The 19,142-nt window shown below is 43.3% G+C and carries 18 protein-coding genes; 8 read left to right on the top strand and 10 right to left on the bottom strand.

The genetic code is table 11. From position 1 onward, the window contains the following. Positions 1-335 precede the first annotated feature (335 nt). Complete coding sequence (locus tag H532_RS0104960) at positions 336-1,748, bottom strand: glycoside hydrolase family 18 protein (protein ID WP_027724574.1); 1,413 nt, start codon at positions 1,746-1,748, stop codon at positions 336-338. Positions 1,749-1,909: 161 nt separating this feature from the next. Further along, the gene (locus H532_RS0104955; RefSeq protein WP_027724573.1) at positions 1,910-2,281 is read right to left on the bottom strand and encodes an SCP2 sterol-binding domain-containing protein; all 372 of its coding nucleotides are present in this window, start codon (positions 2,279-2,281) and stop codon (positions 1,910-1,912) included. Positions 2,282-2,682: 401 nt separating this feature from the next. Here H532_RS0104955 and H532_RS0104950 point away from each other — a divergent pair, with 401 nt between their 5' ends. Next, positions 2,683-3,768: an AI-2E family transporter gene (locus H532_RS0104950; protein ID WP_027724572.1), complete on the top strand. Its 1,086-nt coding sequence runs from the start codon at positions 2,683-2,685 to the stop codon at positions 3,766-3,768. 304 nt (positions 3,769-4,072) lie between these two features. After that, positions 4,073-4,627 carry a spore coat protein gene (locus H532_RS17900; RefSeq protein ID WP_038111563.1) on the top strand — a complete coding sequence of 185 codons (555 nt, stop codon included), beginning with the start codon at positions 4,073-4,075 and terminating at the stop codon, positions 4,625-4,627. A gap of 155 nt (positions 4,628-4,782) precedes the next feature. On the opposite strand, the gene H532_RS0104940 is transcribed toward H532_RS17900, so the two are convergent. From H532_RS0104940 to H532_RS0104925, 4 genes are all read right to left on the bottom strand, one after another. Further along, positions 4,783-6,477 (bottom strand): M3 family oligoendopeptidase, encoded by a 1,695-nt coding sequence (locus H532_RS0104940; protein WP_027724571.1) that lies wholly within the window; start codon positions 6,475-6,477, stop codon positions 4,783-4,785. 126 nt (positions 6,478-6,603) lie between these two features. Next, entirely contained in the window at positions 6,604-7,437 is an 834-nt protein-coding gene (locus tag H532_RS17895; RefSeq protein ID WP_038111562.1) for a serine hydrolase, read from the bottom strand. 353 nt (positions 7,438-7,790) lie between these two features. Further along, the gene (locus tag H532_RS17890) at positions 7,791-9,716 is read right to left on the bottom strand and encodes an N-acetylmuramoyl-L-alanine amidase (protein WP_038111559.1); all 1,926 of its coding nucleotides are present in this window, start codon (positions 9,714-9,716) and stop codon (positions 7,791-7,793) included. A gap of 237 nt (positions 9,717-9,953) precedes the next feature. Next, a complete protein-coding gene (locus tag H532_RS0104925) occupies positions 9,954-10,292 on the bottom strand; it encodes a DUF1360 domain-containing protein (protein WP_027724570.1) in 339 nt (112 codons plus the stop codon). Between the two features lie 107 nt (positions 10,293-10,399). Here H532_RS0104925 and dcuS point away from each other — a divergent pair, with 107 nt between their 5' ends. The 5 genes from dcuS to H532_RS0104895 all read left to right on the top strand — a co-directional run bounded on the left by dcuS (position 10,400) and on the right by H532_RS0104895 (position 16,235). Continuing rightward, positions 10,400-12,037: a DcuS/MalK family sensor histidine kinase gene (gene dcuS, locus H532_RS0104920; protein WP_081412322.1), complete on the top strand. Its 1,638-nt coding sequence runs from the start codon at positions 10,400-10,402 to the stop codon at positions 12,035-12,037. A gap of 9 nt (positions 12,038-12,046) precedes the next feature. Continuing rightward, a complete protein-coding gene (locus H532_RS0104915) occupies positions 12,047-12,763 on the top strand; it encodes a response regulator (protein ID WP_027724568.1) in 717 nt (238 codons plus the stop codon). A 155-nt stretch (positions 12,764-12,918) separates the two neighbouring features. Further along, positions 12,919-14,202 carry a dicarboxylate/amino acid:cation symporter gene (locus H532_RS0104910; RefSeq protein ID WP_027724567.1) on the top strand — a complete coding sequence of 428 codons (1,284 nt, stop codon included), beginning with the start codon at positions 12,919-12,921 and terminating at the stop codon, positions 14,200-14,202. A 474-nt stretch (positions 14,203-14,676) separates the two neighbouring features. Continuing rightward, on the top strand, positions 14,677-15,156 hold the full coding sequence (locus H532_RS0104900; RefSeq protein WP_027724566.1) for a glutathione peroxidase: 480 nt from the start codon (positions 14,677-14,679) through the stop codon (positions 15,154-15,156). Between the two features lie 176 nt (positions 15,157-15,332). Further along, positions 15,333-16,235, top strand: coding sequence for a cation diffusion facilitator family transporter (locus tag H532_RS0104895; protein ID WP_027724565.1), 903 nt, complete (start codon positions 15,333-15,335; stop codon positions 16,233-16,235). A gap of 92 nt (positions 16,236-16,327) precedes the next feature. Here the strand turns inward: H532_RS0104895 and H532_RS17885 are convergent, their stop codons facing one another. The 4 genes from H532_RS17885 to H532_RS17880 all read right to left on the bottom strand — a co-directional run bounded on the left by H532_RS17885 (position 16,328) and on the right by H532_RS17880 (position 18,542). Then, positions 16,328-16,516: a hypothetical protein gene (locus tag H532_RS17885; RefSeq protein WP_038111557.1), complete on the bottom strand. Its 189-nt coding sequence runs from the start codon at positions 16,514-16,516 to the stop codon at positions 16,328-16,330. Positions 16,517-16,563: 47 nt separating this feature from the next. After that, positions 16,564-16,749: a hypothetical protein gene (locus tag H532_RS0104885; protein ID WP_027724564.1), complete on the bottom strand. Its 186-nt coding sequence runs from the start codon at positions 16,747-16,749 to the stop codon at positions 16,564-16,566. Positions 16,750-16,865: 116 nt separating this feature from the next. Then, a complete protein-coding gene (locus H532_RS20925) occupies positions 16,866-16,994 on the bottom strand; it encodes a hypothetical protein (protein WP_281169026.1) in 129 nt (42 codons plus the stop codon). A 528-nt stretch (positions 16,995-17,522) separates the two neighbouring features. Then, the gene (locus H532_RS17880; protein WP_051263144.1) at positions 17,523-18,542 is read right to left on the bottom strand and encodes a cation diffusion facilitator family transporter; all 1,020 of its coding nucleotides are present in this window, start codon (positions 18,540-18,542) and stop codon (positions 17,523-17,525) included. Positions 18,543-18,762: 220 nt separating this feature from the next. Between H532_RS17880 and H532_RS17875 the strand changes: the two genes are divergently transcribed. After that, the gene (locus tag H532_RS17875; protein ID WP_051263143.1) at positions 18,763-19,101 is read left to right on the top strand and encodes an ArsR/SmtB family transcription factor; all 339 of its coding nucleotides are present in this window, start codon (positions 18,763-18,765) and stop codon (positions 19,099-19,101) included. Positions 19,102-19,142 lie beyond the last annotated feature (41 nt).

Genomic DNA, 19,142 nt, shown 5'->3' with positions numbered 1-19,142 from the left:
CCCTTAATCGCGAGCCCAGCCGAACCTCAAAAGGGAGGAAAAAGAAAGGGAAACCAGGAAGACCGAGAAAACATCCCAGAAAACTAAAAGCAGTCAAATTTATGGTTAAATAATTGAATTCCACAAAATGGTAACTTGTCTATTTCTAAGACAACGTTGCCTTTTTTCATTAATTAAAAGAAAAACAAATTCCATTAAATTACATTAAAGGATAATAAATGAAATCCAACTTTTTATCATTATGGTATTTTAAAAAATCGCCAAGATTGATTTGAGCCATTCCACATAAATGTAATTATATTCCAGCTATTTGCAAACCTAGTGGACTAAGGCACCTAAAGCTTGCGAATGTTAAAATTATCGGCCAAAAGCACCCAGTTCTGCGGGTACGGATAACCAAGAACCCAGTAGCTGATTCCTCTTAAGCCGTATGCTTTGACAAGGTCGAACTTCGCTTGAGCGCTGCGGGCATCCTCGAACCAGACCTCATGGGTCCGGCCTTGTTCATCTGTGTATCTGAAATACGGCGACTGGGCGACCGGATCAAAGTGAATCACCGAATGATGCTGAACAGCCCGTCTGACGGCTTCCTGAGGACTAAAGGTTTCCGCCTGCATGCCCGGTCGATGGGGCAGGAGCCAATCCCGCGCATAAAGCTGAAAACCCATCATGATTTTATTTCTCGGTATGACCGTGACCGCATAATTGAGGACGGCTCGGATTTGATTGATGGGCGAGATGGCTTGTGGCGGCCCCAATCGATAGCCCCATTCGTACGTCATCAAAACGACAAAGTCGACGATCCGCCCGTGCGCCGCATAGTCGTGAGCTTCATAAAGCAGCCCTTGTTGGGCGGAACTTGTTTTCGGCGCCAAGGATGTTGAGATGAAAAATCCTTCCCGATGCAAGCGATCCGTAGCCCGTTGTAAAAAACGGTTGTAATTTTCTCGGTCGCTGGGGCGGACATTTTCAAAGTCAACATTAAGCCCTTTGTACCCTTTACTATGCATCGTTTGAATAATCGTTGTAATCAGCCGATCCTGAATATCCGTGTTAGAGAGCACGGTATGGGCAAGTTCCGTTCCGGCTTCCTCAGAGGTAAAATTCGTAATCGCCATCATCGGGGTTACGCGCTCAGCCTGTGCAGCCGCAATCATTGCGGCATCGGGAAATGGTTCAAGGCCGCCATCCCTTTGAATGCGGTAAGCAAACGGCGAAACATAGGTCAAATCCTCCCCGTGCTGGCGAATGGATTGTGCCCCTTCCTCTTCCGATTGATAGGTGAAGGCATTGACTTCAATCGTCGGTTTAACGCCGCTTGGGATCACTAAGATTCTTCCAACCTGTAAAAGATCCGGAAGCGTTATATCATTAATCAATTGTATATCGCGGACCGTCGTGTTAAAACGACGAGCAATTTCGCTTAGCGTATCCCCCGGTTGAACCGTATAACGCCTGGGCGGTATAATTAACACCGCGCCCGGAATGAGATGATTAGGGTCAATCGTTGGGTTATCCCTTAATATTTCATTGACGGAGATGCCGTAATTTTGAGCGATTTGCCAAAGTGTTTCACCGGGGCGCACCGTGTGATAGCGTACAGCCACGGGAATCACCAAGGCCAGCCCCGGTACAAGACGGTTTGGATCAGGCAGTTCATTCACACGGATAAGTTTTTGAATAGATACGCCGTACCGGGACGCAATGTGCCAAAGTACCTCCCCTCTTTGGACAACATGGATAAGCACCGCTATACCCCCTATAAAAATAGTCAAACTATTCTATGCGCCTAAATAGAGAGCGGTGCATTTACCCATTGGTTTTCTTTCTTTCGGTCCAGATTAACATTCCTAATAATCATACTCCCACAAACCTTATATACAGAGAAGGTTTTCAAATGAGAGTGTCATCAATCCGCAGCGAGTCGTCCCTGACGATAATGTTTTAGCAGCCCATCTAATTTGAGGGCAAGTCCAATATCCCCCTTTATCTTTAGTTTGCCAAGCATAAATGCGGTCGTTCCGTACAGTTTACCCATCACAAGCTTTTTAAAATTCGGTACGGAAAGCTTCAGTATACAGTCTGCGCTCTCTTCGGAACCTTTGAACACCTTTGCCTTTCCGGAAGCGAGCTTAAGCTGCCATGTCCCACCATGATCTCCGGTCAATTCATATTGATAGATGACGTTCAAGCCTTGGATAGGTTCGGGGTCATCGTTCATCAACCGTTCAATTTCTGCCCAAATGTCTTCAATGGCCCAATCGTTTAAATCCTCCGTCAAAGTCGATCCCTCCTTAATGAAAATCAATTCTAAATACAAAATTATCAAAATAATGCGCGGTAGTAAAAGTATATGATTTTGGACACCGTTCGACTTTGTCTAATCCTTAGGGTTTATCTATGTTACCGGGCGGGAAAAATGATATATTATAGTTAGACTTAGGCAAAATTTTCATACATATGTATAAACAGCGGTCAAACTTAGTCTTCAAAAAAATTTTTTAGAACGACCGGTTAAATATGTAAGAATTTCTTTTTTCCACCCCTTCAGCCATCAAATGAAGTATTCTAAAAGGGGCTACTAGTTTATCTGGAACCTTGGTTAGTTGAGCAAGGATGACCTCAGTTCACTTCTTGGCTATTTGTTCGGAGGTATTTTTTGGAGAGGAGACGTTGGTGGCGTTGTTCAAATCCAAATTGCATTTTTGGACAGTTGAAATCCTCATGATCGTTATCATTTTATTTGTCTGCACAAAGCTGTCCTTTATCTTTGAACCATTGTTTACATTTATTTCGACATTGTTTTTCCCATTTCTAATTTCCATTTTTTTATATTTTTTGTTAAACCCCATTGTGAACTTGATTGAGAAGGCTAAAATTCCGAGAACTTTAGCTATCCTCATTTTATACGTGATTTTTGTTGGGGCCATTGTCCTCGTCATCGGCCTAATCGGTCCCGTCGTCGTCCGGCAAATCAATCAATTAATCAACAACATCCCTGAGTACGTGAAAAGCAGTAAAGATTTATTTAACTATTTGATGCATACCGATCTCTATAATTGGGTCCAGGAACAGAAGTTATTAGAAAAAGTAAACAGTTCAATGCTGAAGTGGCTGACCGATTTTACCGACAATATTACTGCCGGAATGCAAACCGCCATTGGCGTCATCACAAGCATTACGGTCACGATCATTACAGTTCCTTTTATTCTTTTCTACATGTTTAAAGATGGCAAGAAATTTCCGCTTGCCGTCATGCGTTTTATTCCTGTCAATTACCGAAATGAAGGGTTAAATATTATAAGGGAAACCGGTGAAACGCTCGGAACGTACATTCAAGGGCAAACATTGGTATGTTTGGCAGTCGGTTTTCTAACCTTTATCGGCTTTTTAATCATTCATCTGCCTTATGCCTTGTTGCTCGGGTTAATCATCGCGGTGACAAATATTATTCCCTACCTTGGTCCTTTTATCGGGGCAGCTCCGGCTGTGATCGTCGGATTGTTGGATACTCCGTCAAAGGCCCTTCTCGCCGTGATTGTCGTTGTCGTTGTTCAACAAATTGACGGAAATATTATGTCACCGCTGATCATCGGTAAACGGCTCGATATGCACCCATTGACGATTATCGTTTTATTGCTTGTCGCAGGAAACTTGGCGGGCGTATTAGGAATGATTCTAGCGGTTCCGGTTTATGCCGTTGCCAAAACCGTAGTCATAAATATTTATCGGCTGTGGCAATTAAGAAAAGCGGCCAAACACGATTAAACGGGTGCCACAGCCTTATCAAAGGGTACTTTTCGTTTTAAACCCATACAAAATCTTAGAGGTGGCTAATGAAATTGAAAAAAACTTGTCTCTGTCATGAAGTAGAGCTAAGTTTTTTCTTATTACGGTCTTGAAAAACCATATATTTTCTTTAAGACAGTCTTCCGGCTAAAGCTTTATACTGAAGCCACTTCAATGTAAGCCGTTCGCTTACAATGATTTTTATTGACGCACCCATTTGTATAAATGAAAACGCAGCGGGTAAATTATTCTTCGAAAATATCTATGAAATGGAGAGATGGATGTGCAACTTGCCGCCCATGAAATGCATGATTTACATGAACTGGCTCTCAGCTGCGTGAATTCCATTACAAACATGGGATATTTTTTGCAACACATTCAAGATCCCGAATTAAAAGCCCTTGTTGAAAAACATTTACCGTATCATATTCGTGACTATGACATTAAAGTGGAGTATCTCCGCAAGGCGCAAGGAGCAGAAACAAAACTCCCTATTCCTGAATTAAACGCCACCTTGCCGTCTTTTACAGCCTCACCGGCCGCCAATTATGTGCCCGTCACCCCCCGGACAAATGTGCAAGAATTTAATGACAGGGAAATGGCAACCGCCTATTTATTAACCCTAAAAAGGGCAGGACGGGAATATGCGTGGTCGGCGATGGAAATGAGCAACCCCGAAATCCGAGCCTTCTGCCAGAACGCCTTTTTGATGAGTTGTAATCATGCCTATGAGGTTTGGCAATGGCTCGTGAAAAAAGGATACTATCCATTGGAAACAGCCGATCTAACCATGACGGAAAAAATAGGCGATATGTACGGCATGGTTCCGCCACAGTAAAGATTCTTCGCTTTGCCCAACCTATTGAGCGAATGCTGACGTGAAAAAATGCTATACTTTACTAACCTGTTTAAAAAACAAAAGGGAGCCGAACGGGCGTCCCTTTTTTCTTTCAGATTCGTCGTAGCTATAAACTTTTGGCCCTCTCGAACTTGTTAAAGCCTCGTATCGTCTACGGCATCCAGGTAGCTTTCGGCATCACCGATGACTTCTTCCACGCAGCCTTCTTCGAATGGTGATCTTAAATGGGCAATGCGAATCAGCTCGGTAAAGGACCGGCTGCCCCCTTCGCGGCAAAGCGCCAAATAATCGTTCCAAGCGGCCTCGCGATTTTCATGCATCTTTTTCCAGAAGGATAAAGCACAAATTTGCGCTAAAGTATAATCAATATAATAGAACGGTGCACCGAAAATATGGCCTTGCTGGTGCCAGTAGCCGCCTCGTTCCAAATAATCATTTTCGGAGTAATCCAAGTGCGGCAAATATTTTTTCTCGATTTCACGCCAAGCGGCTTTCCTCTCGGCAGGAGTGGCATCAGGATGTTCGTAAACGAAATGTTGAAATTCATCAACTGCCACGCCATACGGAATAAAGAGAATCGCTTCGCTTAAGTGGCCGAAACGATATTTATCAGCATCTTCTTTGAAAAACAAGTCCATCCACGGCCAAGCGAAAAATTCCATGCTCATGGAATGAATTTCAGCGGCCTCATAGGTCGGAAAAGCATACTCTGGCACTTCTAAATGACGGCTGGAATAGGCTTGAAACGCATGCCCAACTTCATGTGTGAGCACATCAATGTCACCGACTGTGCCGTTAAAATTGGAAAAAATAAACGGCGCTTGATATTCACTGATGTATGTACAGTAACCGCCGCCGGCTTTGCCTTTTTTGGCTACGAGGTCCATCAACCCGTTTTCGGTCATAAAAGTGAAAAATTCATGCGTTTCCGCGGACATTTCTTGATACATCCGCTTACCGTTTTCCAAAATCCAATCCGAGTCCCCTTTGGGTTTCGCATTGCCGGTTTTAAAACTGAATTTATCGTCATAATGCTTGATGGAATCAATACCGAGCCGCCGACGTTGCTTTTCCTTTAATTTTGAGGCTACTGGTACGAGATATTCCTTGACCTGATCGCGGAATTTTTTAACCATGTCCGCATTGTAATCGGTGCGCATCATCCGCGCATAACCTAATTCAACGAAATTTTTATAGCCCAGTTTGCGCGCGATGGTTGTGCGTACCTTCACCAACTGATCGTAAATATCATCGAGTTTCTCCTCATTTTCCTCCATAAAACCGTATTTCGCTGCATAAGCCTTCCGCCTAACGTCTCGGTCAGTCGAAAGTTGATATGGTCCCAGTTGCGATAAGTTTAATTCTTTTCCATCGAACTCGATTTTCGCCGAAGCCATTAACTTCGTATATTCGGTCGATAGTTTATTTTCTTGTTGCAAGTCTTCGATGATTTCCGGAGAGAATGTTTTTAACCGGAGTTCCGCAATGTTAAACAGCTGGCTACCCCATTTCTCCTCGAGCTCTTTTCGGAAAGCCGCGTTCACCAACGCCTTATAAAAATCAGTTACTAATCCCTGATAAATGGGGCCGTTTTCATCAAAGTAATTTTGCTCAGTTTCGTAGAATTCATCTGTGGTGTCGATGGAATGGCGAATTTCAGCCAGCGTCTGCATCGATTCGAAATGATTTCTTAAGCGGTTAATCTCCCCCATCGCCCGATCTTGCGCTTCGAAACTGTCCGCCTGAGTGAATTGCGTTAAAACGTCTTGGAATTGCTTCTTAAAAGCTTCCATGTCCGGTCTTTCATACTTATATTCGTTAAATTTCAAAACAGCCGCCTCTTTTCTATATTTTTTCCCCGTTATAGCCTTTCGACAAAAAGGTTTATAATCCCTTTTTTATAGATAATGAGATTAGAAAACGCTCCTAAGTGAACGATTTTTCTTTTTTTACAGTTAAATCGAAGCGGAAGTCTTCTTCTGGGAAGGTGTTAAAAGATACTCATAAGCCGCCCGGCCGATTTTCCCCATTGTCGCTTTTGCCTGCCTATCGTCGACGCTTTCTGACAGAACTGTTATCGCGAGCGCCCGCTCACCGACATAAAGAATGCCTCCATCATGACGAATGCCGGTGACCCAGCCTGTTTTATTGGCGAATTCCCAAGTTGGAAGCGTCCCGACAATATCAGGATCATCATCGGGAAGAAGGGATGGCAGACAATCGCGGAACTGTTGTTTCTTCATGATGTCAATCATGTGCTCACAAGCATACAATGACACGAACTGGCCAGTTGCCAATTTTTTTAGAAGTCGGTTCAAGTCGCGAGCGGTAACCATGTTCCGTCCCGGTCTTTCCACAGGCACCGTCATCAATTTTGTAAAGCACGTGCTGTCCTCCATCCCTAGATTTTGCATGGCGTTTCGAATTTCTTGAAAACCGACAAGATCGATTAACATATTCGTCGCCGTGTTATCACTCTGGATGATCATGAGGGTAACGAGATCATAAATAGGCAGCTTCAATTCCGGTGATAGGTGTTGCAGGACGCCTGATCCTCCGACGATGTCATCTTTTTTCATTGTCAAAGAATCGGTTAAACGAAAATCTCCCCTTGATGCCGCTGCAAATACAGCCGCCATGATTGGCAATTTAATCATGCTTGCGGCATAAAATAAACGATCTTCGTTATGTTCCCAGCGCACGCCTTCGTTTAAATCCTCTAAAACAATCCCCCACGTCCCACCAGCTTCATTAATCCACTTTTCAATACAGCGTGTTAATTTTTCCATGTGGCAACGCCCCCTTTTCAACTGAAAACTTTTCCGTCATCACATTTCAGTTCATCTTCCAAATGCTTGTTGTTATGTCTGCATAGCTTCAATATGGCCCTCTGCCATCCCAAAATGTAGGAAGATTCACCCGATCTGGCTGTATTCCTGTGAAGATCGATTGGCCACCCATTCAGGCATAGCCGTTAAAAACCTTAATACAATAATTTTAAAATTTTTCTATCAAAATAATTATATATGACATTGCGTCAAACATCCCATAAAAAATTTAAACGGCAATCTTTCCCCAATAAGCCTTCACTCGATTCCAAAAGAAAAAGACCGCCAAATGGCAGTCAAACATTTTAGGTCGTTTATTTTATGACCGTTACATCACTTGCTTTTACAAAAGCAATGCGGTGGTTAAAGGAAATTTGATAAAATTCATCATCACCGCGCACAAGTTTGTAAGCGGATGGGTCATTGTAGACTTTCGCATAATAATAATCCGATTTAAACGGCCCGGTTGCCACATATTTTTGGCCGGCTGAAAAAGTATAATTTAAAGGGGTCAAAGTCGCTTGCGGTATGCCGGCTTTGTCAAAGGCGGCTCCTTCAGGATACCCTCCTCCGTAAACAGGGACAGCCTCTAAACCTTTCTTAGGTGTCACGACCATCGCGTGTGTTTCAACAGCATTTTTTCCGTGCGGGTTATAGAACCAAGCGATTTGTCCACCGTAATAAATGCCTGTCCAATTTCCGACTTCACCAGCTTTTACAAAACTTTGCCCCGTGACGGCCTTATCGCCCCAATCATAGATATTGGTCGTCCCGGAAGCTCCGTCCTTATGAAGCGTCGGATCGCTGATGTATGGTGCCGAAAAACTTGGCGCCGTATGGAGATAGACAAAATTGGCCGGCTGCGGTTCCAAAACGACGCCACCGTAAGTAACCGGTGGAAGATTAGTATTGAAATTCGGTTTAATCGTCACGACATTTCTATGTTTTTTGGGACCTTTCGGATGAATTGGTGCACCTAGCAGTTCAAAGAAATGGTTCCAATCCCAATAGACGGCGGGGTCCCAATGCATATTACCTTGTGCGGTCGAACTCAGTCCCGGAACATTGTCATGGCCGAGGATGTGCTCGCGATCAAGCGGAATATGATAGCGTTTGGCCAAATATTTGACGAGCTGAGCCGATGCATGATACATAGGTTCACTAAACCAAGCGGCGCCGTCAACAGCCGTGCCGCCGTGCTCAATACCGATTGAATGAGCATTGATATACCAGTTGCCGGCCTGCCAGGCGATATCTTTCGGTTTCACCATTTCGGCAATATGACCATCAGTTTCCCTAACAACGTAGTGTGCGCTGACGTAAGACTGGGACAAAAAAGTATTGACGCCTTCTTCATAAGTCCCTTCAATATCATGAATAATAATGTAACGGATGTCCTGCCCATCATATGGGCGATTGGCAAGGTCGTAATTCCCGTAATCAGTAGGGCTATCGGAAAATTGTTCATATAAAGCAGGGATAAATTCACAGGATAGGCCATTCGGGCAATCGACATCGGATTTTTTATGCTGCCTTAACTTAAGATGGGAGGCTGTTTTTTTGTTTGGTGTGACAGCTAGTGATTTTAAAACAACGTGTTGACCGTTCGACGTGATGCGCTCTTTTCCTGATTGCATTGTGGCAAAAACCCGATCGGCAAATCCTTTAGCAATGGCTTCATCTTTTGAGCCACTATATTGGACAACGGCACCGTACCAATCCGCTGGATCCTTTGGGAGATCACCAATCGACGCCTTGGCATATTGGGCGAGAAGCGCAGCACCCCCGCGGATGTTTTGAACCGGGTCATGCTTTAGCCGGTCAGATGGAAGTCCCAAGAGCTTTGCGGCATGATTCAAGGTATGGAGCGACGGGTCAAGAGAGGCGGTTTGCATCTGGATTTCACCTTTTGCGGTGACTGTAAGCACCCGATCGGCATCCGTTAAATGCATGATGCCGTACCCCCCTGAGGTGCTCGGTTTTCCATCGTGATGTTCCCAGCGCGTTTCGTTATACGCCACCGCCATTAACACATTTACAGGCACGTGGAATTCTTTCGCAGCAGAAACAAAAGCCTTTTGCAAGGTTTCATCCGCCCCATATTGGTGCGTGGTTTTACTGCTTGGCTTCGCTATCGATTCCCCTTGTTGGGCGGCTTGAGTCTTCGGCTGCGCCATCAATAAAAGCAGGGTAAGAGAAAGCATCATCAACCCCATGCGTTTCAGCAACGTGACCTTCATGATATTCCTCCTCGTTTAGAATATCAACCGTCACTGGCCTATCTATGCGGGTCTGGATGTTCTCACGGTTGAGTAATGATAACTTCCACCTTTATAAAAGGAATCCTTTTATATTACAAAAATCAGGATAATGGACCTGATTTTCATACATGCAAAGCGTAAAATTCCGGTTAAATGGCCCCAGGACGGAAAATCTATTGAGTCGAATGACCTATCCGTCTACCAAATACCGAAAGGCTAACGACGAAGCCATTCCTCGATCACCGCTGCCAATCCGCTTATGGCTAAAATATAAATCACCGGCTCGAAAACCGCTGATAGATACAAACTCCCCACATATAGGATGGCTGCACACCAAACACCGGTGCACCAGTGGCAACTCAATAATTCTCCAAAAAATCTCCGAAGACCCGTTCCTTTAACTAATATTACTTCAACGGTACTGCCATCAGGGTCTGTTTCCTCTTTCACCTCAAGGAAAGGCTTCCTAATAAAGGCCGTAATCCGGTCATAAACCAACAAATGGGTGAAGCGAAACGCAGCAAGCCCCAGAAGAAAAAAGTGAAACCATGCCATATACTTGCCTCCTCTACATTTTTCAAGCAGCCGCGCCCTTTTACCGCTATATCTTATTCGTCGAAAGTGAAACGTGATTTTTTCTTTTCTAAAAAAAGTAGCCGTGCATGAAGACATCTGTTACTGTGAATGATGGAGATGAAGGTGAGGGTGACGTTTTGAAAATCGGAAAATATTACATCAAGCTCAAAACATTTATAACCTTGTATATTAGCGCAACCGTCATTCTTTCATTATTAGCCACCGGCCTTTTATTCGGGGTTTATGAGACGCGCAACACGGAGAAGAATCTGGCCAATAAAGCGATGGATGTGGCGCAAATGACAAGCCGCTCCCCGACGATCATTGAAGCATTAGAGGGAAAACGCAAAGAGAGTGATATTCAAGCCTTAACGCAAAAAATGCAACGCGTCACTGGGGTACGCTTTATCGTCGTTATGGATATGCATCATATTCGTAAATCCCATCCCAATCCAAAGCAAATCGGCAAGCATTTCGTTGGTGGGGACGAGGACCGCGCCATGCATGGGCAATCTTATATTTCCCAAGCCCGGGGAACGCTCGGTGATTCACTGCGCGCCTTTGTTCCTATTTACAATGACAACGGTAAACAAATCGGTGTCGTATCGGTCGGCATCATGCTCAATCGTGTCTTAGAAGCGATTCATCATAGCCGGAATATTATCTATATCGGCATAAGCATCGGCCTCGTGATTGGCCTGCTGTCGGCGGTATTGATCGCCCGGAAAATTAAAGCGATTTTATTCGGGCTGGAACCGACGGAAATTTCCCGCATGTGGAAAGAGCGGGATGCGATGCTAAAAGCCGTTAAAGAGGCGATCCTTGCCATCAACCAAAACGCAGAGATTGTGGCAGCCAATGATGAAGCCCTCCGCATCTTTTCTCATGCCGGCATTAAAGAACATCCCATTGGAAAACGCGCTGAGGATGTGTTTCCGGATTTTCATCTTGAAGATGTGCTTAAAAACGGCAAAGCCCGGTATGACCATGAATTAAAAGTGGGAAACTTAGTACTCGTCACGAATCAAGTTCCCTTTACTGTTGAAAACGAAACGGTAGGTGCCGTCGCTACCTTTCGCGATAAAACCGAACTGAAACAACTTGCCGAGCAATTGACAGGTGTTAAACTCTATGCGGAAAGTTTACGGGCGCAAACCCATGAATTCATAAATCACTTACACGTTATTCTGGGTCTTTTACATCTAGGGGATAAGAACGAAGTCATCGCTTATATTCAGCGAATGACGAAGAGATATCAGATTGAAATCGGCACCGTATCAAAACTCATTAAAGACCCTGTTCTCGCTGGTTTTCTTTTAAGCAAAATGAGCATGGCTCGTGAACAAGCCATCGCGTTTAAGGTCATTGGTGATAAATCATTGCCTAAACCTCATGAGAAAGGATTAGCCGATGCCGCCGTCACCATCTTGGGCAATCTCATTGATAACGCCTTTGATGCTGTGAAGGAAGAAAAAGACAAGGTTATCTCGGTGACCATTGATTATACTAATGATACAGCGGTATTTATCGTCCATGATACGGGAAGAGGCCTTCCGGAAGCGTTGAAATGCCGACTATTTGAAAAAGGGGTTTCCACAAAAGGCAGCGGACGCGGCTATGGGCTAGCCATCGTAAAGCAACATGTTGACGAATGGGGCGGAACCATATCGGTGGCAACCGATATAACGGGCACAACCTTTAAGGTCACAATACCCTGGGAGTAGGTTGAAGTGATGATTAGCGTTTTAATTGTTGAAGACGACCCGATGGTGGCAAAAATTAATGAGCACTACCTTTCTCAATTGGATGGTTTTCGCTGCATCGGCGTGGCGAAAAACAGTCATGAGGCAGTAGATTTTTTGATTAACTATAGCGTCGATCTCCTTTTACTCGATATTTACATGCCCGGCCGTAACGGTTTAGAGCTGTTATCGTCTATACGAAAAAAGAACGAAAGCGTCGATATCATCATCATTTCGGCTGAAAGCGGCAAAGAAAGCATAAGAAAAGCGTTGCGTTTCGGCGTCGTCGACTACCTCATTAAACCTTTTACCTTTGAACGGTTTCGCGATGCCCTCCTCAAATACCAAAAAAAAATTTCTTTGCTAAATGCACATTCCCAACTCAGCCAAGATGAATTGGATCAATTGTTGCACCCTCCGGTGAATAAAAGGACAAGCCCAAAACCACTCCCAAAAGGGTTAACACGGGAAACGCTTCAACGCGTCGTCCACCACATTATCCAACGAAAAAAGGAACCCTTTACCACAGAAGCATTAGCGAAAGATGTAGGCATTTCGCGCATATCCATGCGGAAGTACCTGTCATTTTTATTGGATATCGGCTATCTTCATCTCGAATTAGAGTATAAGTCCAATGGTCGACCAGCCCACTTATATACACTAAAAAACCTCAAAGCGCTATCCCCTTATCTTGAGGCAGCGGACTAATCCGCTGCCATTTACTTTAGTTACTAAACCTTTTCTTTACTTACAAATCATCCATAAAGTGTTCAAAAAAATGTAACATATAAGACAAGAAAGCGTTATCATTTTGATTCATAACCATTTTCCATTTTTGACGATTACTGTAAGGAGTGGTCCAGTTGAAAAGACTGTTTAAGAATTTAACCTTCCAAGTCTTGACGGCCATCGTCATTGGTATTTTGCTTGGGATTTTTGCACCCGAGACCGCCAAGATGATGGAACCGCTCGGGACGATTTTTATCAATGCGGTTAAAATGATTATTGCCCCGATCATCTTTTTAACGATTGTCATCGGGATTGCGAAGATGGGCGATATGAAAAAGGTCGGTCGTGTTGGCGGCAAAGCCCTGCTTTATTTTGAAATCGTTACCACCATCGCCCTTGCCATCGGATTAATTATTGCCAATATCGTCAAACCCGGTCATGGGGTTGCCCTTGTTCAAAGCGATGCGGCGGCTGAGCAAATTGCCCAATATACAAAAGGCAGTGCTGAAATGGGATTCTTTGATTTCCTTTTCCACATTGTTCCGTCCAATGTGTTTGCGGCCTTTGCCAATGGGGAAATCATCCAAGTTGTCTTCTTTGCCGTACTTTTTGGTTTTGCGTTAGCTACTCTTGGAAAAGTTGGGGAACCTGTTGTCGATTTGTTTGATCGCCTTGCTGAAGTCTTTTATAAAATCATTAACATGATCATGAGAGTCGCTCCAATCGGCGCGTTCGGAGCCATCGCTTTCACCATTGGAAATTACGGGATTTCCTCACTCATTCCTTTGGCAAAATTAATGGCATCGGTCTATGCCACCATGATCATTTTTGTCTTTGTGATTTTAAACATCATTTGTAGGATGTATGGGTTCAGCCTTTGGAAATATTTAAAATATATTAAAGAAGAACTATTGATCGTTTTGGGTACCTCTTCTTCGGAATCTGTATTGCCGCGGATGATGGAACGGATGGAAGAACTCGGTTGCTCGAAATCGGTCACCGGGTTAGTCATTCCGACAGGGTATTCATTCAACCTTGACGGTACATCCATCTACCTATCCATGGCTGTGATCTTCTTAGCTCAAGTCAGCGATGTGCACTTAAGTATCGCACAACAGATTACGGTGATCGCCATCTTGATGCTGACATCGAAAGGTGCAGCAACCGTTACCGGTGGCGGATTTATCGTCTTAGCGTCAACGCTGAGCGCGATGCATGTCATCCCGATGGCAGGTCTTGCCCTGTTGCTAGGTGTCGACCGCTTTATGTCGGAAGCACGTGCCATCATCAATATGATCGGTAATGGAATTGCTGCCATTGTCGTTGCCAAAAGCGAGAAAGAATTTGACCCTAAACGACTGGAAGAAGCAACTTCCACGAAAGCGAAAGAAACCGCTACAGATTCATTGGCAAGTTAATGATCAGAGAGGTTGGCTCATAAAAATAGAGCCAACCTCGTTTTCTTTTATTTGAAACCATTTTTTGCTTGTCACACTTGTCATTCTTGACTATGATAAAGAAAACTCGGCTAAGCTCGAGGATTCAACGCTGCTTTTGCGCGTTTTCTTGGTTTGTTCTGCTAAATCATGAGCTGCCGTTTTCCATAATCTAGCGCGTCTGCGCATTTTCACGATTCTTCCTGCTGAGAAATGCGCATAAATGCCGTTTTTGCGCGTTTTCTATGCGTTTCTACCTTAAAATTGCGCATATACTTTACATCTTGAAATGGCATTGTTCCAACTTTGGATTGGCTGTCTTTGCCTGCTAAATAACAAACTTAAAACCCGCATATGTACGATACGCATAAACGCTTCTGTTGGTAAAAGAAAATGTGCGTTCACGTCGCTTTTTGCAGTCACAATTTTTATGTTTTTTTATGAGGAGGTGGGGCGATGAGCATTTATTCATTTTCTGCGACAACGATCACCGGAGAAAACCAGCCGCTTTCGATTTATAAGGGCAAGGTGTTGCTAATCGTGAATACGGCCAGTCGCTGTGGTTTTACGCCACAATATGCAGGCCTCCAAAAGCTTTATGAGAAATATCATCATGAAGGGTTTGAAGTGCTGGCTTTTCCTTGTAACCAATTCCTGCACCAAGAACCCGGAACAGAGCAAGACATCCAGGAATTTTGTCAAATGAACTATGGCGTGACATTTCCGCTCTTTGCCAAAATCGATGTGAGAGGAAAAAACGCCCACCCACTTTTTAAATACCTCACGGAACAAGCACCCGGTGCCTTTTTCAGCCCCATTAAATGGAACTTTACGAAGTTTCTGGTTGATCGTAAAGGGGCGGTCATCAGACGATTTGCACCGAGCACCCCTCCGGAAAAATTAGAAACGGATATAATAAAATTATTAGCCGAATGACTCGTGATTGTTTTTTCCATTTAAGAAGGCTATACTTTGAAGAAGAGGATAAAGTGGGTGTAAAAGATGTTCTTCCAATCGTGCGTCTTTTATTTTAAAAAACAACGCTTGGCGACCTCAGCCAATGCGTTTTTTTATTTTTCCCTTGGGAAACAATTATTTAAGAGGTGAACGTTTTGACCACTGCCCAAAAGAAGCATGGCTGGCTAGCCGCCTGGATCAGCCTGATCAGCAATTTTATTCTGACTGTTGTAAAAGTCGTCGTTGGATCGCTTTTCTCAAGTACGGCGCTCATTGCAGACGGTGTCCATAACGGGGGTGACTTTATCGCCTCCATCGCCACTATAAGCTCCATGAAGCTTGCCAATCAACCCGCCGATAAAGAACATCCATATGGCCACGGAAAAGCTGAAGATATTGCCACGGGCATCGTAAGCCTTATCCTCGCTTTTGCCGGTATTTATTTGATCTATGAATCGATGGTTGCTTTATTTCATCCGGCGAGTGAAGCCAGCCTTTGGGCCCTTTCTGCCGCATTAGTCTCTCTGTTATGGAAACTCGGCCTTTATCTTTATACCATTCGTGTCGGTAAAAGACTGGATAGCAAGAGCCTGATCGCTACAGCCTATGATCATTTGGCTGATGTTTGGGCATCACTGGCCGCTGTCATCGGCATCGGTTTTGCAAAGGTCGGCGATGTCTTTGATTTATCCTATGCGGTTTACGGTGACCCGATCGCTGGTATCATCGTTTCCCTTTTAATCTTAAAGGTCGCTTACGAAATGGGCATCCAAGCCATCAATGTGTTAATGGAAAGCAGTGTCTCCGAGGAGAAGCAAAAATTTTATCAGGACCTGATTTTATCCTTTCCCGAGGTGAAACGCATTGATTTGCTCCGAGCAAGAGAGCATGGCAATTATATTCTCATCGATATTCGCATAGGGGTGCGTGGAGACATGACGATACAAGAAGGCCATGACATCACTCGAAAAATCCGCGATGCGATCAAAAAAGAAGATCCAAAAGTCGAAGAAGTCCTGATTCACTTAAACCCGTGGTATCCAGGGGAAGGCCACTAAGAAAAAGGACACCAATCAGGGCAGATTACCTGCCTTGATCAGTGTCCTCACGAATTCTGTCTTGGACGATTTTTCTCTTTTTCAATAAAGAATTAATGAGGGAAAAACTTTATTTTTAAATCAATTAAAAACCTTGTCCATCCTATTAATGCTATGATAAAAATAATAACCCAAAATACTAAAATTCTTATAGATCTCGGAATAGACATCCAAATTTCTAGAATTTTCTTTGAAGTATTATCCATTACTTCATTTTTTTTATTGTTATCTTTATTTGTCATTCTATATCATCCTTAGGTGTTATCATATTCTGATTTACCCTTTAAGACTAAATACCAAGGAAGAACACAATTATTTTTGCTAGTTCACCAGCAACATCCGGTGGTAAACCTAAATGAACTAACCCAGAAGCAAAAGGTCCCTCTTGTTTATTCAGTTCTTCCAAAAAGTTAGCTATTTTATGAGAGTATTTTTCAATATATTTTGCTGTTTTAGGACTTGCCTTGGCAACCATTTTGCTTAACAGTGGTCCGCCATGGCGAAAAGCTGAAACAATTGCCTTTTTTTCTATACTAGTTATTGAATTATACGGCTGAATTTTATTTGAACCTTTTTTATACGCATGATCTATTACTTCTTGTTGCGTCTGGATTTTGTCAAATTGTTTGGTGCTTTTGCAGATACAGTGCTAGTAACGCTCCTAAATAAAAAGCCAGCAGCTAACAACGGCGGTACTGTTTTTTTAATAATCTTGTTCAAAATAATTCCCCCCTTGCCAGAATCTCTTAATATACCAAAAATATTTAGATTAATTTTACAATTAGGTTGAAAAAATTGTAAATAGGTATTTTGTCTTATAAAAAAAGGGATTATATGGAAATTTCCTCTATCGTGCAAGGGAGTATATAAAATGAATGGCACAAACAAAGAGGAATGTCGGAAAAAGTATGTTCAGTGCTAAAAAAATTAGAAAGGTACATTCCTATAGGCTAAAAAGAGTGAGATAACTTTCTTAGTCATTAGACAAATCCTGACCCGAATGTTTATACTTTCTTATCCCTTAAGAAAACTTGGCTCTACCAAGCCTTTTAGGTGTAGGCAGAGCCTTAATTGTCCTTATGCTGACCCGATTAAAGAGTCAAGCCAAGCCTTTTGGGCAAACAGCTCAGTCTTCATTCCCCTTATCCTGTTCTAAAAAATTTTCCTCCCAGTACAAAAAAGCGCCACATTTCAGGGTTCAAAACCCCATAAAATGTAACGCCATTTAATAAAAACCGTTTATCATTTTCATTCATGAAGGTGTTTTTCCGTTTCCTCTCCTAACGTCGTGCAAATCAGTTGGTCCTTATGAGGGGTATTTGCGCCTTCCAATTGAATGGTAGCATGTTTGATCTCAAACGTTTCAAGCACTGCGTTGATTTGATCGATGATGTGATGGGCATCTTTCATTTTGACATCATCGGAGACGACGACGTGACAGGTGAAAAACGTTTGCCGGCTTCCTAATTCCCAAAGATGAAGATCATGGACCCCTTGAACAGCATCAACCGTTTTAATTTGCTCGGCAATTTCTTGCAAATTGACATTGGTCGGTGCAGCTTGCATTAAAATGCGGAAGCTTTTTTTTATGATATTCCAAGCGCTCGCCGCTACAATCAATGCGATGACAACGCTAAGAATCGGGTCAACGATCTGCCAACCCGTAAAATAAATAATAATACCTGCTACAATGACGGCTGCAGATGCCCCGACATCCCCTATAACATGCAATAGAGCGGCACGAATGTTGAGATTCTCGCCTTCGCCATGAAGAGCGAAAATAATAATTAAGTTAACGATTAAGCCAATCCCTGCGCCGACAAACATCCCCCATCCCGTGACTTCCTGAGGATGAATGATCCGGCCGATCGCCGAGTAGACAATCCAAATGGTTATAATCACTAAAGTTAACCCGTTGATGGCTGCTGCCAAGATACCCGCTCGTTCATAGCCAAAAGTCATTCTTTCGTTTGCCGGTTTTTTCGCCTGAACCAAAGCGAACCATGATAGACCAATGGCCGCTACATCGGTCGCCATATGCCAAGCATCGGCAAGAAGCGCCAGACTGTTTGAGATAAAACCAAAAATGAGTTCAGCAATCAGGATGATAAGTGCGAGAAAAAAGGCTTGCTTCATTTTTCCTGCCGGTGCGTGCGTATGAAAAAGCCCTTCATGATCGTGATGATGTCCGTGGCCATGGTGATGATGTTCGTGTGCATGACCGTGGTCATGTCCGGAATGCCGGATGTGATGATGTGTATGTGACAAAAATGAACACCCCAACTTAACAAATGATATATGAATATATGTTCATATATTAAATTTTAGGTTCATCTCCAACCTTCGTCAAGTATTATTTGTTCATTAAATAAAGTCTAATCGTTCTTGGCATGACCACTTTTCAACTGCACGGACAGGCGTTTTCCATTTTATTGTTCGGCCCTTTGCTGGTATGATGATATTAGATCTATTCTTGGCGGTGTATAGAATGAAAGAAAGTTCTAAAAAAGATCTTTTAGACGAAGAGACACTTTTTCAGGTCTCACAAATATTTAAGGCTTTGTCTGACCCTACACGCATAAAAATCATGTATTTACTCCGAGATAAGGAATGCTCCGTGAAACAAATTGCCGAGACATTAGGATTATTACAATCCACCGTCTCCCATCAATTGCGGACGTTAAAAACTTTGCGTTTAGTGAAATTCCGGCGTGAAGGGACGATGATCTTCTATTCCGCTGATGACAAACATGTCTATGAAATCATGGGACCATCGAACATGCCCGGCACAAATAATCAGAACGGCTTTTTCCATTTTGCGCGTTAGATTCTGTCCAGCCTTTCGGACGCTTCGCCGCCTTAGTTACC

It is taken from the genome of Tuberibacillus calidus DSM 17572 (assembly GCF_000430685.1).
Classification (GTDB): Bacteria; Bacillota; Bacilli; order Bacillales; family Sporolactobacillaceae; genus Tuberibacillus; species Tuberibacillus calidus.
This window is presented reverse-complemented; position numbering and strand designations above follow the sequence as displayed.

What these genes read in the sequence shown, in the direction of transcription:
- H532_RS17895 (WP_038111562.1), bottom strand. Translation starts at nt 7,437, where the DNA reads ATGGAAAAATTAACACGCTGTATTGAAAAGTGGATTAATGAAGCTGGT.
- H532_RS17890 (WP_038111559.1), bottom strand. Translation starts at nt 9,716, where the DNA reads ATGAAGGTCACGTTGCTGAAACGCATGGGGTTGATGATGCTTTCTCTT.
- H532_RS0104925 (WP_027724570.1), bottom strand. Translation starts at nt 10,292, where the DNA reads ATGGCATGGTTTCACTTTTTTCTTCTGGGGCTTGCTGCGTTTCGCTTC.
- dcuS (WP_081412322.1), top strand. Translation starts at nt 10,400, where the DNA reads ATGAAGACATCTGTTACTGTGAATGATGGAGATGAAGGTGAGGGTGAC.
- H532_RS0104915 (WP_027724568.1), top strand. Translation starts at nt 12,047, where the DNA reads ATGATTAGCGTTTTAATTGTTGAAGACGACCCGATGGTGGCAAAAATT.
- H532_RS0104900 (WP_027724566.1), top strand. Translation starts at nt 14,677, where the DNA reads ATGAGCATTTATTCATTTTCTGCGACAACGATCACCGGAGAAAACCAG.
- H532_RS17885 (WP_038111557.1), bottom strand. Translation starts at nt 16,516, where the DNA reads ATGACAAATAAAGATAACAATAAAAAAAATGAAGTAATGGATAATACT.
- H532_RS0104885 (WP_027724564.1), bottom strand. Translation starts at nt 16,749, where the DNA reads ATGGTTGCCAAGGCAAGTCCTAAAACAGCAAAATATATTGAAAAATAC.
- H532_RS17875 (WP_051263143.1), top strand. Translation starts at nt 18,763, where the DNA reads ATGAAAGAAAGTTCTAAAAAAGATCTTTTAGACGAAGAGACACTTTTT.